The 15,218-nt window shown below is 46.2% G+C and carries 7 protein-coding genes; all 7 read left to right on the top strand.

What is annotated here, in order from left to right; translation table 11 throughout:
* Positions 1-170 precede the first annotated feature (170 nt).
* The 7 genes from A8708_RS15420 (at position 171) to A8708_RS15390 (ending at position 15,179) form a co-directional block, all read left to right on the top strand.
* Complete coding sequence (locus A8708_RS15420) at positions 171-4,343, top strand: RCC1 domain-containing protein (protein ID WP_068664895.1); 4,173 nt, start codon at positions 171-173, stop codon at positions 4,341-4,343.
* Positions 4,344-4,531: 188 nt separating this feature from the next.
* Entirely contained in the window at positions 4,532-6,322 is a 1,791-nt protein-coding gene (locus A8708_RS15415) for a sensor histidine kinase (protein WP_068664893.1), read from the top strand.
* A complete protein-coding gene (locus A8708_RS15410) occupies positions 6,313-7,911 on the top strand; it encodes a response regulator transcription factor (protein ID WP_082927531.1) in 1,599 nt (532 codons plus the stop codon). Before A8708_RS15415 ends, A8708_RS15410 begins: the two co-directional genes overlap by 10 nt.
* A gap of 144 nt (positions 7,912-8,055) precedes the next feature.
* On the top strand, positions 8,056-9,015 hold the full coding sequence (locus A8708_RS15405) for an ABC transporter permease (RefSeq protein WP_239696702.1): 960 nt from the start codon (positions 8,056-8,058) through the stop codon (positions 9,013-9,015).
* A gap of 27 nt (positions 9,016-9,042) precedes the next feature.
* Positions 9,043-9,909, top strand: coding sequence for a carbohydrate ABC transporter permease (locus A8708_RS15400; protein ID WP_068664889.1), 867 nt, complete (start codon positions 9,043-9,045; stop codon positions 9,907-9,909).
* A gap of 75 nt (positions 9,910-9,984) precedes the next feature.
* Positions 9,985-11,502, top strand: a complete 1,518-nt coding sequence (locus tag A8708_RS15395; protein ID WP_068664886.1) for an extracellular solute-binding protein — start codon at positions 9,985-9,987, stop codon at positions 11,500-11,502.
* Between the two features lie 197 nt (positions 11,503-11,699).
* Positions 11,700-15,179 (top strand): right-handed parallel beta-helix repeat-containing protein, encoded by a 3,480-nt coding sequence (locus A8708_RS15390; protein WP_068664884.1) that lies wholly within the window; start codon positions 11,700-11,702, stop codon positions 15,177-15,179.
* Positions 15,180-15,218: the final 39 nt, after the last annotated feature.

Raw genomic sequence — 15,218 nt, 5'->3', positions numbered from 1 at the left:
ATGAAGGTAGTTTCCATAAGGCTTTGAATGGCTAAATAGTTGGCTGACTACTTGCCAGGTGCTATTCCTCTTCGTTTCTTTCATAATTCTTTCAGAGCATGCTGTTAATATGAATTGAAACTAATTAAAGATAATTGTTCAATAATGTCGGATGAAGGAGAGAGTACATAGTGTTATCGTTGAATTTAAACTGGAGAAGAATCGTTTATCTTGTTTTGAGCTTGGTAGTGTTGTTCAGCACTATTGTTCCATTCGGTCTACAATCGGTCTACGCTTCACAAGATGGGATGAGAAGTTTGGCAGGTATTCAGGTCTCAGCAGGGGAAAAGCACTCTCTTGCATTAAAAGCAGATGGCACGGTAGTCGCGTGGGGGAACAACACGGAAGGCCAAACAACCGTGCCAGCGGGCCTGAGTGGTGTGATGTCGATTGCCGCAGGGTGGCGATATTCGCTGGCGTTGAAATCGGACGGCACGGTCGTCGGATGGGGACACAATACAGAAGGCCAAAGAACTGTGCCGGGTGGCCTGAGCAGTGTGATAGCGATTGCCGCAGGGTGGCAACATTCGCTCGCGTTGAAATCAGACGGTACGGTCGTTGCATGGGGAAATAACGATGATGGTCAAGCCAGCGTGCCGAGTGGTCTGACCAATGTGGTAGCGATATCCGCAGGCCGACTCCATTCGCTCGCGTTGAAATCAGACGGCACCGTCGTTGCATGGGGAAATAATGATGATGGTCAAGCCAACGTGTTGATGGGGCTGAACAATGTGGTGGCGATTGCTGCGGGTGCGCATCATTCACTCGCACTGAAATCGAACGGCACGGTCGTTGCGTGGGGATTAAATAATGATAATCAATCGAGTGTGCCAGCAGGCTTGGACGATGTAGTGTCAGTAACGGCAGGTGAAAAACATTCGCTCGCACTGAAATCCGATGGTACCGTCATCGGATGGGGGGATAATACGGAAGGCCAATTAACCGTGCCGGTTGGCCTGAGCGACGTAATAGCAATCTCCACAGGGGTGAAACATTCACTCGCGTTCAAATCGGACGGCACGGTCGTTGCTTGGGGAGACGGTAGTGACAGTAAGACGACTATTCCGGCGGGGATATCTTCGCCAATCAAAGGAAATCGCATCTCCGCAGGGTTATATCATTCGCTAGCGCTGAAATCAGATGGCACCGTCACTGGTTGGGGGAACAATATTGGTGGCCAAGCAACCGTGCCAAATGGGCTGAATAATGTGGTAGCCATTGCCGCAGGTGCCTACCATTCACTGGCGCTGAAATCGGATGGAACCGTCGTTGCCTGGGGAATTAATACTGATGGTCAAGTAAGCGTACCTAGCGGACTGAGCGGCGTTGTGGCAATCTCCGCGGGAGCGAGACATTCGCTAGCGTTGAAATCAGACGGTACCGTTGTCGCTTGGGGGGGGAATTCGGATGGTCAAAGCACCGTGCCGGTTGGTTTGAAAGATGTGGTGGCGATTGCCGCGGGAGGAACGCCAGGCACTAATGAGGTAAGCCATTCGTTGGCTTTGAAATCGGATGGCACCGTCGTCGCATGGGGAAGCAACAGTCCTGGTAACCAAAGTACCGTGCCAGTCGGTCTGAGCGGAGTGGTGGCAATCGCTGCAGGAGATTCCCATTCGCTAGCGCTGAAGTCAGACGGTACTGTTGTCGCATGGGGGCACAATCAAATTGGTCAAATAACAGTGCCTAGCGGGCTGAACGGCGTGGTGGCGATCGCTGCGGGTGCAGCCCATTCGCTTGCACTGAAGTCAGATGGTACCGTTGTTGCTTGGGGAAACACTGCTTCTGGCCTAAACAGTATTCCTAACGGACTGAACGAAGTGGTTGCGATTGCTGCAGGAGCGTACCATTCAATTGCACTGAAATCAGATGGTACGATCGTCGGATGGGGGCGTGATAATTATAGTCAACGGACCGCACCAGGCGATGCCAAGCTGAGTGGCTTATCTTTGCAGGAAGGGAACTTTACTGAAGCCTTTAATCCCACCGTCACGGCTTACACGTATTATTATGACGGGCACTCGCAGCCTAGTGTCCATGTAACACCGACACTTGCGAACACGGGTCAAACAGTCATGTACGTGAACAACGAGCTGTTGCCAAGTGGCGCCACGAAGACGATTAACATAGCAGGAGCAACCACGAACACAGTTATCCCTGTGCGTGTCGAGCCCTATTTGCTACCCAGTCAAACGTATACAATTACACTAGAGATTGATGCAACGCCTCCGAGTGTGCAGTTTGGTACGAATGGACGTACAACGGCGGCGAAAACGGCAGCAACTGAGGTAACGGTCAGCGATACGCAAAGTGGCGTGGATACTGCTGTACTAACATATGCCTGGACGCAAGGAACAGCCGTTCCGACAAGCGGCTGGTCGACCTTTAGCAACTTGGATATGCTTAGCCAGACAAGCGGGGATGGCAACTGGTACTTGCACATTCGTGCAACAGACAACGTGGGCAATGTGAAGGATGCTGTTTCAAGCCCATTTGTGTTGGATAATACCGCACCAACAGCAACACTATCCAGTTCAGCAAGCGGTACTGTAAACGCAGCCTTCCCGGTAACGATTACCTTTAGTGAAGGCGTTAATGGTTTGGCTGAGAATGAGCTTGTCGTCGTGAATGGCACAGCATCAGATTTGGTTTCCGTAAGCGCGGTTACTTACACAGCGACTATTACGCCAATGACGAGTGGTCAGGTTGTGACAGTAGCGGTTGGCGCTGGGGCAGCAGCCGATGTTGTAGGGAATGACAATACGGCGTCCAATACGTTGAGCTTACTATACGATACGACGCAGCCTGTTGTTTCTTTTGGAGGTTTCACAGATCAACAACAATTTGCTTCACCCCCAGCGGAAGTATCCGTTTCAGTCAGCGAGGCCGTATATTGGATTGCTGGAGGAGCCCAGCTCACAGCGGCAAATGCGCTTCCGTTGATCAGTATGAAGAAGGACGGGGGCAGCTTCTCCACTTTTACGCCAAGCTATGACGAGCCTTCTCGAACATTTACCCTAAGCTTTAATGGCATGCTGGATGATGGTGTATACGAGGTTATTGTTGCTGGGAATGTGGTTAAGAACGTCATTCACAATACGCTTGACGCAGCCAATGCCAGCTTTATCGTTGCTGTGCCTATCGTTATGAATATATCTGCCAACACGGTAAACTTACCGAGTGCCGGAGGCAGTACAACGGTTACAGTGACAGGCATCAACCTAACTGGACAGACAGTCAAGGTCTATATTGACGGCGTGGAAGCAGCGACAGCAATTGTCAGTAGTAATACGAGCGCGGAAGGAAGCATTTCTCTTCCGTACAATGGGACTCAGTCTGTTAGAAATCATAGTGTAACCGTTTATCTGAACGGCGTAGAAGTTACAGGCAAAGCAGTTATTGTTACAGTAAGTGCAGCGCCGCCTCAGGAAACAACGCTATCAAGCAATGCTGAGTTGGCTGAATTAACCGTGTATATCTCAGGCAAGCCACTGGGCCTATCGCCTGCATTCACACCAGGGACTACCATGTATACAGCAGAGACAGATGCTGAACAGGTCGAGCTGCACTTAGCTTCATCTGACTCCTCTGCAATTATTAAATTGCTTGGTGAACGTGTAGGTGAGACAAGTACCGTTCCACTGGCAATGGGATCCAATGTTCTGAAGATTGCGGTTCAAGCTGAGGATGGAACTGTGACCAACTATACGCTAACAATTAATCGTATTGCTCCATTAGTTCCATCGACGCCATCGGTCTCAGGGTGTCCATTTACGGATATTGGGAAGCATTGGGCTAAGGTGGAGATTTGTGAGGCAGCAGGGCTGGGAATTGTAGTTGGCATGACTGCTGACACTTTCGTACCGGATGGTTATGTAACGCGGACTGAATTTGCCGCCATGCTGCTTAGAACTCTTCGAATTGACAAGAGTAACGACGAGGGCGAGCTTCCTTTCAGCGATAAGAATAGCATTCCGGAATGGGCGCGCACGACGATCTGGACAGCAGTCGACAAAGGAATTCTAGATGGTTATTCAGACGGGACAATAAGGCCGAATCAGACAGTTAATCGGATAGAGATGGCTGCAATGGTCGCTAAAGTGATGAGTTGGAACGCTACTAGTGAGAAAAGCCTAGCTTTCGCTGATGAGGCAAGCATTCCAGCTTGGGCTAAGGCATATGTTGAATCAATCCGTGAACGAGGGATTCTGGTTGGACGGGTAGGGAATCAATTCGTGCCAAATGGCGTTGCAACAAGAGCGGAAGCTGCCGTCATGCTTTTACGCTTTTGGAAATTTCTTAAGTAATACGAGCGCGCGTTAATAGAGGCTTGTCCAGTATGTCGACATCGCGGGCACACGGTATGAAATAAGCACAAACCATAGAGCCTGCTTTCCCAATCTGGGAAAGGGGCTCTATTTCGTTGGTGTAATAATTTCCCTTTAATCTAGCACGGTTTCGGATTAGAATGAGGGTTAAAAGGAGGTAGGCCAATGTGCTTCTTCGTCAGAAATTTCAGAAATCCATTCAATTTAAATTAACAACGCTATTTCTCCTTATCCTGCTTCCCCTAGTGTCGGTTAGTCTGTTCGGTAATCAGATGTCGCAGTCCATCCTGAAACGACAGATCGGTGATCGGGTTCATGCGTCCATTTTAACCTCTGTTGGTTACTTGGATTTAATCGTGCAAAATGTAGGACAGATGTCTTTCCTGATTAGTTCAGATAAGAATGTCAATGAGGTTCTCAGTAAAATGACGAAAGAAATATCCAATGAGAGCTTATATGAGCTTCGGAAAGTTCAGCAACAATTATCAGCGATTATTAATGTGAATCATATGGTGCAGGAGATGTCCGTTATACATGGCAGCACGGGGAATGCACTTTCCTATGAAACGGGCATTGTGCATTTTGATCATGTGTACGATCAGCCGTGGTATCAAGAAGCCGTTCAAGCCAATGGCGCGATGGTCGTTTATGTGCCAGATCAGGAAACAAGAAGCCTACAACCTTATTGGAAAGAGGATCGCATCTATTTCATTCGCATCATGGATCCCTATAACTTGGAATCGCAAGAGAAGGATCTTGTCATCACGGCGATTGCAACATCGGCACTAAAGGATATCGTCGAACCGCTGATTCCATCCACTAGAACAGATATGAGTTTGTCTTACAAAGGAAAGCCAGTGATTGTCCAAGCTGCAAGCGAGCGGCAAGATGAATCGAAGCTGTTTGCCCACTCCTCGGGCGTAATGGCTTCAGGTTGGGAACTTACGATTAAGCAGCAAGAACAAGAAATACTTCAATCGAATTATCAAATTCGTAATTTTACTTACGTGATTATGTTCGTGAGCATTCTCCTAGCTTTTTCCATTTCCGTGTTCGTATACAGTGGTATCTCCAGGCCCTTGTTCCGTTTGTCTTCCCAGATGAAGCAAGTCAGCATAGGAAATCTTAATGCCTTCGTGCAGCACCAACGACAAGACGAGCTTGGGTATGTCATGAATTCTTTTAATACGATGGTCAGTAAGCAAAAGGAGTTAATTGAAGAAGGCTACGAAAAAGAGTTGCATCTAGCGAAATCTCAGTTTAGGCTTCTTCAGTCCCAAATTAACCCCCATTTTCTGTATAACACACTAGATTGTATTTACACCGTTTCGGAAGAGCATGACGTGCATGAGGTTAGCGAGATGGTGATGAATTTAGCCAACTTTTTCAGAGTCAGTCTTGGCAAAGGTCGTGAGACTTTTACGGTCGAGGAAACGCTTGAACACTTGATGTATTATATTCGTATTCAACAAATCCGACTGCTGGGTCGCTTTACGGTTAACGTAACGGTGCAGCCTGAAGCGAGGAAGATTCCGCTGCTCCGACTGTTGCTTCAGCCATTAATTGAGAATGCCATCGTACATGGCTTGGAGAAAGTTGCGGGTCAAGGGAACCTTACACTCACGATTACGGTTGAGCACCAATGCCTTCAGATTGTTATTCAAGATACGGGCATAGGATTGAAGCTAGATGCGCTGCACACATTACAGGAAGAATTGGAAAAAATTAGTGACAGACAAGCACGCTTGCTCGTACGAGAAGAGGAATCGACTTCGGTGCAATTTTTTGCGCTCAAGAATGTCAAATCCCGATTAAAGATGTTCTATGGAGAACAAGCTGATCTACATATCGAGAGTGTCGCAGGCCAAGGAACGAAAGTAATGGTGATTATTCCTGTCGGCGTCAGTTCCGTTAAGAGGCAACATAACCAAATAGATGAAAGCGAGGCATGGGAATGAAGCTGCTTATTGTGGAAGACGAAGTCAGATTGAGGGATCGAATTGCCGAAGGCATTGCTTGGGAAGAGCATGGTATAGAACTAATCGGAGCCGTTGGAACGGGTGAAGAAGCCCTGCGATTGGTTGAGAAGATAGGAGCAGACATTGTTCTGACAGATATCCAAATGCCCGTGATGAGCGGATTGGAGCTGGCTCGTTTGTTGCAGCAGCACCACCGACATATCAAAATGATCATGCTGACGGGGCATGATGAATTCGATTACGCAAGAGAAAGCATTGAATATGGGGTAAGCAAATATGTCCTTAAGCCAGCAAGCAACGATCGTATCTTGGAGAGCGTTCTCGATGCAGCCAGCAAGAGGAGGTTGGAACTGGAAGAGAAACATCAGTATGATCTGCTGAAGGAAAGATGGAGGACGCATCTCCCTCGTCTGCATGAATCTTTTTACAGGAATTGGCTAACAGGCAACTATGCGAGCTGGGAGTTGGATAAGAGGGGAGAAGAGGTGCACCTGAAGCTGCCGGACCAGCTGTATATTCCCGTTATTTTGGATATCGATCCGCTTAATGAGGATGATACGCGATTTCTTCCATCTGACAGATCGCTGCTGTTATTCTCGTTAAACGGCGTAGCGAAGGAACGTTTAGCTGAAACGTCAGCCTTCATCGTACAGGAAACGGATGGGACCACGATTGTTTTATTTATGGGAGTTCTGGATGAAAACAGGATGGATTTCTACCAGCGCGTAAATCATGCGGTTACCGATGTATTGACGATGACCAAGGATAGCTTGAAAATTACAGCAAGTGCAGGAATCGGTCCCATTGTTGATGCCAAAGAACTGCTTCCTGACGCTTATTTAAAAGCCAAGATGGCCCTGCAGACGCGAATCGTCTACGGACATAACATTGCAATTACGTTTCATGAGAATCCTTCTGCTGCGAATAAATGGACGTCGCTCGGGGATATGGAGAAACAACTGGAAACTTCGTTTGAGCTAGGGGATGAGCAGCAGGCCAAGGAGGTGGCCGGACAGTTGATTCGTTCTGCCTTCTCGACGGGCAGCGTGCCGGAGGTACGAGAATTTCTGATTCATATCAGCGGCATGCTCAGTAGGTTCATTCATGCCAGACAGTGGCTGCTCACGGAAGTAACGGGGGATGATTATACGTATTTCGAGAGTCTGAATCAACTGCTTACGAGAGAACAAATCCAGGAATGGATGATTCGCGTCATTGGACGCATCTGTCTGTTTGTGAACGAAAGCCGAAAAAACAGCACCAAACAATCCGTTACCGATATTCTGAAACTCATTGATACGAGATTGCATGAAGATATTAGCTTATACCGAATATCGGAAATCCTATATATGAATTCATCTTATTTGAGTCGATTGTTCAAAGAAGAGATGGGGATGTCGTTCACCGATTATGTGCTGGAACGCAGAATGGAGCGGGCCAAAGCCTTGCTTGTTCAAGGTGCAAAGGTGTATGAAGCAGCTGAACAGGTCGGTTTCCGACATGTTAACTATTTCTCCAAGGCGTTTCATAAGTACTGGGGAATGAAGCCAGGGGACCTGAACAAGTAGGTCATTCTATCAAAGGATTAAGAGATGGAAGTCATGAAAGTTGCATACGATGTCATGCCAGTAGCATTGGAAACGTATTCAGCCCTCTGTAAGATAAGAGTATCGAAAGCAGCACGATCACTTATCTAGCAGAGGAGGGGCACCATGAACATGAACACGAACATTTCATCAACGCGAACCATGCAGCAAACAAGCATCCCAACTAAACTATGGAAAACCATGACCAAACATTGGGATCTATACTTGATGTCCATTCCGGGACTCGTCTTTCTGATCATATTCCGGTACACACCGATGTATGGCGTTGTCATTGCTTTTAAGGACTACAATATTATTCAGGGTGTGATGGATAGTCCATGGATTGGCTTGGAGCACTTTCGAACACTATTCGCTTATGACGAGTTTCCCAGGATCATTCGAAATACATTAGTGATTAGTTTAATGAAGTTGGTTTTCGGATTTCCTGCTCCTATCATCTTAGCGATATTAATTAATGAGATGAGCCATGTTTTTCTTAAAAGGACAATCCAAACGATCACGTACATCCCTCATTTCATCTCTTGGGTCGTTGTCGGAGGGATTTTCATCGATCTGCTATCGCCGGGTTCAGGTATCGTCAATTCGTTCATTAAAGCGCTCGGCGGTGAACCGATCTTTTTTATGGCGGATCCTGGTAAATTCCGATGGATATTGGTACTGTCCGAAATTTGGAAGGAAACCGGATGGGCGGCAATCATCTACTTGGCTGCTATACTCGGGATTAATACGGAGCTCTATCAAGCCTCCATCATGGATGGTGCCAATCGCTTTAAACAAATTTGGCACATTATGATCCCTGGCATGCGTTCTACAATCATTGTGATCCTATTGCTTAGAATCGGCCATCTCTTGGACGCTGGTCTCGAGCAGGTGCTGATTATGTACAATCCTGCGGTCTACGATGTATCTGATATTATTGACACTTACGTCTTCCGAGAAGCTTTTGGCAAAATGGAATTTGGCCTTACGTCGGCAGCCGGCCTTTTTAAATCTGTGATCGGTTGTATCCTTCTGGTTTGTGCCAACTGGTTTGCTAGGAGAATGGGTGAAGAAGGTGTCTATTAATCAGATGAAGGAAGGGAGATCGCTCCAATGATTTATTCAAAAGGTGAGAAAGCTTTCGGGTGGCTGAATTATATGTGCCTATCGCTGCTTGGCCTATCTATGTTGCTGCCATTTATCCATTTATTGGCCAAAGCCCTAAGTGATGAATCTTATGTACTAGCTCATGAAATCACATTTTGGCCAAAGGGAATGCACTTTGATTCTTTTGCCTATGTATTGAATAACCAACAATTTATCAAAACATTTGGCAATTCCGTCTTTATTACGCTCGTAGGTACATTACTTAGTCTGCTCATTACGATGCTAGCAGCGTATCCCTTATCCAAGGCTGGTTTCCCTGGCCGTAGGTTCATCTTATTCCTATATGTACTTACAATGTTCTTTAGTGGCGGCATCATTCCGACGTATCTCGTTGTGAAAGGAATCGGCATGACGAATACGATCTGGTCCATGATCATTCCGACACTCGTTGCGCCTTTTAACCTGATCTTAATGCGAAGTTTCTTTATGGGTATTCCAGATGCTTTAGATGAGTCTGCCAAAATAGATGGTGCTTCGAATACGCGTATCTTATTTTCGATTTATGTGCCTTTGTCGATGTCTTCGATCGCCACGATCTCGATGTTCTATGCAGTTGGCTATTGGAACAACTTCTTTAGCGCCATGCTGTACATCACAGACCGCAATCTCATGCCATTGCAAGTCTATTTGATGTCCATCATTCAAGATGAGAACAATGTCAGTATGAGTAATGTAGAGGCACTGATGAATTCCGCACCAGAATCCATCCGAGCAGCGACGATCATCGCAGCGGTTGTGCCTATTCTGCTGATCTATCCTTTCCTGCAGAAGTATTTCGTAAAGGGTGCATTGGTAGGAGCTGTTAAGGAGTAAGGACGCAGTTGTGGGTTCAAGGGGACGCCCTTCATATAGAACCAAGGATCTACTTATAAATAAGGAGGTTGCAAGATGAAGAGAGAAAGAAGGAAAGTATTCGTTTCATTAATTGCCCTATCCATGTTAGCTGTAGGTTGTTCGTCCAATGGGGGGGATAATGCGCAATCATCATCTTCAACGGGACCGACAAGTTCTACAACAGCATCAGCCTCGCCGAAGAATAAAAATGTTAAAATCGTAAATGTCTATAATACGGCGGCGGAAACATTTAAGAGCGGAATGGAGATTAACAATAATCCGATTTTTGCTTTACATCAACAAAAGTCGGGTTACAATCCAACATTTGAATTACTGCCCAAAGATGATTCGAAACAGAAGATTTCTCTCATCTTAGCTTCTGGTGATGTGCCGGATTTGCTGCCGATCGGTAGTAAGGAAGATTTCTACAAGCTCGCTCGTCAAGGGGCATTCCTACCTTTGGACGATCTGATTAAGAAAGCGCCAAATTACCAAAAGCTGCTCACGAAGGAAGAGTTAGACGTAGGCCGAGTTGATGGTAAATTGTACGCGTTCCCTTACCCGAATACGACATCGTTGGCGAAAGGGTTATTACTTCGAACTGATTTACTGGCTGAGCTGAACTTAAAACAACCAACCACGCTAGACGAATACTATCAAGTTTTCAAAACGATTAAAGAGAAAAAAGGCATGATTCCCTTCACCTTTGCCGCTGGAGGCCCAGAAGACATTGATACTTCGTTAGGATCCATTGCAGGTGCCTTCGGAGTCAGTTCCAGAACCGTTGTGAAGAACGGCAAACTGGAATTTGCGTATACACAGCCAGAATTCAAAGAATTTCTTACTTTTATGAAGAAACTCTATGATGAAGGGCTCGTCGATCGGGAGTTTGCAGTAACCAAAATTTCTAACGTCAAAGATAAGATTATTAGCGGGCAAGCGGCTGCAGCAGATATCTTCTGGTGGGAAGCGAAAACGATTGCGGACACATTAGCAGTTAAAATACCGACAGCCAAAACGGCCTATACAACGCTTCCTGTAGGGGCAACTGGCAAATCGGGCATCATCCAAGAACCGGTAACCAATCGTTTCTCAACGATTCCGAAAGGAGCCAAAAATCCGGAAGGCATGGCGGAATTCCTCAATTACTTCTCGTCACCTGAAGCGCTGAAACTCCAGGATTACGGTATTGAAGGCACGGATTATAAAGTGGAGAATGGCAAAGTGAATCAAACGGTTGAACAAAGCACAGCTATTGGCTGGAGAATTCTGTATCAAATTATGGATACGAAAGAGAATTTCCAGAATCGACTAGCGGCAAAAGGCTTCGTTCCTTACTATGAACCGTTAACCAAGAACGCACAGGTAAAAGAAGAGACTTTCTATGCCCCTTCTATTGATGCTTATGATAAAAAGCTTACTGATCTGACTACGTTCAAGAATGAGAATGTTGTCAAATTTATTATGGGTGCTCGGAATTTAAATGAATGGGACGCATTTGTTAAGGAGTTTAACTCCCGTGGAGGCACGGCTGCTATTGACGCGATGAATGAATGGTATACGAAAAAATAATGATTATCCTTATGTAATCCCGGCCTAAGTTCAGCATATGGCCGGGAGGGAACAGGGCTGTCTACTACTAACATTAATTTACTGAATATTCAGATTAAATTATTTGTTGTTACGGACAGCTTTATTTCCTGATGCTAGAAATAGCGTTTAAATAGAAAGAAGTAACCAAATGAAGTAGCCAAAAGGAGGCAAATGATTTGTTAATCAAACAGATTCGCAAAGAGATCGTTCTCTTCTTGTTTCTGTGTGTTGGATTACTCAGTGTGCTGTCACTGTCTCATGTGACTTATGCTGCCGGAGCAACTTATTATGTGGATGCCTCGATAGGGAATGACGGCAATGACGGAATTTCGTCTGAACATGCCTGGAAGACGATCACGAAGTTAAATAGCGTAACGTTGCAGCCTGGAGACCAAGTCTTGTTTAAGCGGGGGGAAGTGTGGCAAGGCGTTACGCTTCGGCCATCAAGCTCTGGCGTAGACGGAAATCCAATTCAATATGGCTCTTATGGAGATCCAACGTTGGGCAAGCCGATCATCAGTGGCGGGTCACGCATGGATACGTGGATCGGCCCAGATGCGAATGGTGAATACAAGAAAACGGGGCTGACCGGGGATGGACTAAGGGTCACCGTGCTTGAGGATGGAAAAAGGCTGAAAGGCAATCATATCGATGCTAGATTGCCGGGACCGACAATCGGTTCGTTGACGCCTGGCTCCTTTGTTGCAGATTCCGTCACGGGAAGCGTTTACTACAAACCGTCCACGGGTGTTGCCAACGATCATGTCATCGAAATAGCAAATAAAAACGGCACCTTTGCTTTTTCGTCAAATGGTAAGAATTATATTCTCCTGGATGGAATAGATTTCCGTGGCGGATATGACTTTGTCGTATTTATTGGTACAGGGAGTCATCATGTCACGGTTCAAAATTCCAATATTCATGGTGTCGACAGAGCGGGAGTGCGCATCAGCGGAGCCAGCTATAATCAACTTCTGAATAACCAAATCTACGATATGAATTACTTCGGGATTGCCCTAGAAGGAGGGGCTTCCAATAATGTCATAAGTGGCAATCGTGTACACAGCATCGGACTACTTGATACGGATGATGGTGATACGGTCGGAATCCAAATCGTTGGAGGAGCGGCTGGATTAAATTCAAAACAGAATGTGATTGAAAAGAATGAGATAGAGCAGATTGGCAGAGATATTTACAAAGGCAAAGGAGGGACATCTGCTAAGGGGAACTTATATCACGCGGGTATTCTAGTAGATTCTTCCACCGATACGTCGATTAAGCAAAACCACATTCATGATCTGTATCGTACGGGAGTTCTCATTTTTACGGCTACAGGGGATGCCACGCATACAGCTATCCGCAATAATGTCATTGACCATGTGGGCAAGGTTACGTCTGTCGACTTTTTCAATTCGGCTATTTATTTAAATACGAGATCGGGTTACATTGATGGCACAACCGTGTATAACAACACGATTGCCAATTCACGTTTCAAAGCGGATACAGTTAACAGGGAAGCGGCGGTGTTCATTCGTGTTCAGGGGTCATCGGTTGCAGGAGCTAAAGGTACGATGAATGACGTAAGTATCATGAACAATCTGATTGCTGGCAATGAAGGGAACTATATGCTGTCCTTTCATGCGGATAATGACGCTGCAATAAGCGGGCTTGCCATCGATCATAATTTATACACACGTTCGGATGCCACTGCTGGCGGTGTGTACTGGAATCAGGGCGGTACGGAGAAAATCTACAAAGCGAATCAAATGTTTGGATCTCCAAGCAGTTATTCAGTTGAAAAAAATCAGGATTCGCATGCGATAGTGGGGGACCCACTCTTCCTAAATGCGAATCAAGCGAACTATGCCTTGCAACCTAGTTCGCCGGCTATTGATGCGGGGGCAAATGTCGGCCTCACAGTTGATTACCTAGGGAATCCTAGGCCGGTAGGGGATGGGACGGATATCGGTGCTTATGAGGAACAGCATCCCATTGTCGCAGCTCCCGTTGTCTCAGGAGTGACGACTGGACAGATCTATCCAAGTGTGGTTTCGGCCACCTATGATCGAGGGGAAGCTTGGCTCACTCGAAATAGTGAAGCGCCAGTTGTATACCTCTCAGGATCTCCCATAACGCAACCTGGCAATTATGTTCTTCGTGTGACCTATCAGACTCAGACGACAACGGTTAATTTCTCCATTGCATTCCCTAGCGCACTCTTCGAAGGCGTTCAAGACGGTGCCTCCTACAATCAACCAGTCAAGATCGCGTACAGTTCGGGACAAGGGACGTTGTCTCGCAACGGAGGAGATTATCAGTCCTACACTTCTGGTAAATGGATTGAGCAGGAAGGCGCCTATATTTTCTCCCTGCTTGACTTAAATGGACATGTGACAGTGATTCGTTTCACAATCGACACGACCGCACCCGTTATAACGGGCGTCGTAAATGGCCAAATCTATTCGGAAGACGTTTCTCCCGTATTTATGGAAGGTAAAGCGAAGCTTTATCTGATGTCAACGTCAGAAGGAGAACAACAAAGTGAGATAGGCACGTATGAAATCGTTTCTCAGATCGAAGCCTTAGATGGCATTCTAGATAAAGAAATAAGTGAATGGGTGAAAGATTATGTTCTATCCAATGTCATGTTACAGACCGAAATCTTGGTGAACCCGAACTTCTTGTCAGGGACAGTGATCCACGAACCAGGTTCTTATCGTTTAACCGTGACGGATGCTGTTTATAACGTTGCGCAGGTTTCTTTTCAAATTCAGAATCATCCCGTGACAGAACCAGAACCTGAACCAGAGACAAATCCGAGCGTAGTCGTAACGGGGCCTACGAATGTCCACTCAGGTGCGGAAATGGCTGTAACGGTAGGACTTAAGAATGCGGTGAACGCATCTGCCATTCAATTTACAGTTGTGTATGATCCGGAACGCTTCATCTACGTAAGTTCCCACAGCTTGCGAAGCGGTATTGGCATTGTTCAGGAGCAGCATGATGCCGAACAGGGTAAGGTTCATTTCATTCTGGCTAGTTTGGGCAGCAGCAATGTGATAACAGGCGCAGCGAGTGTAGTTGAAATGAATTTCGCAGCCAAAGAAACGGTTACTCCGCAAGCTTCAAGTTTGGTAGTTAGGCAAGTGAAGATTGCCAACGGGCTAGGTGTCGAAACGAACGTGGCAGATGGCAGTTATACAATTCAAATTCTCGGTAATGTAAATAAAGAGCTGCTGATTTCTAAGATCGCTGAGGGAGAAGCTCTCATGCAAGGGGCTGTCGAGGGTAATGCCATCGGCAATTACTTCCCTGGTTCTATTGCGCTTCGCGGTCCAGCACTTGCGGCAGCGATTCTTGCTGCGAAGTCGGTTGTGCAATCAGATACAGTTACACAAGCTGAAGTGGATACTGCTCGTCAAGCAGTAGAGACAGCGATAAGCCATTTTGAATTAGGAAGAATTCTGACCGAAACGGGTAATCTCAATAACCAACCAGGTATTACGGTCGGAGATCTAGGCATTGTCGCTTATTACTATGGCAGTACGTCTTCAAGCTCCGATTGGTCAGAAGCTCAAATGGCTGATATTGATCATGATGGCGTAGTTGGCATGAGTGATATGACGTTTATTGTGTCGAGGATGAATAATGAATGAACATAGGCAATTACTTCATCGGATTGTCAGAAATATCTT

Origin of the sequence: Paenibacillus oryzisoli, from assembly GCF_001653565.1 — a bacterium.
In the GTDB taxonomy this organism is placed as follows: Bacteria; Bacillota; Bacilli; order Paenibacillales; family NBRC-103111; genus Paenibacillus_E; species Paenibacillus_E oryzisoli.
Note: the sequence above shows the minus strand (reverse complement) of the source record. Positions and strands in the feature narration are given on the sequence as shown.

Coding starts and splice junctions, on each gene's coding strand:
- A8708_RS15410 (WP_082927531.1), top strand. CDS start 6,313: ATGGGAATGAAGCTGCTTATTGTGGAAGACGAAGTCAGATTGAGGGAT.
- A8708_RS15405 (WP_239696702.1), top strand. CDS start 8,056: ATGAACATGAACACGAACATTTCATCAACGCGAACCATGCAGCAAACA.
- A8708_RS15400 (WP_068664889.1), top strand. CDS start 9,043: ATGATTTATTCAAAAGGTGAGAAAGCTTTCGGGTGGCTGAATTATATG.
- A8708_RS15395 (WP_068664886.1), top strand. CDS start 9,985: ATGAAGAGAGAAAGAAGGAAAGTATTCGTTTCATTAATTGCCCTATCC.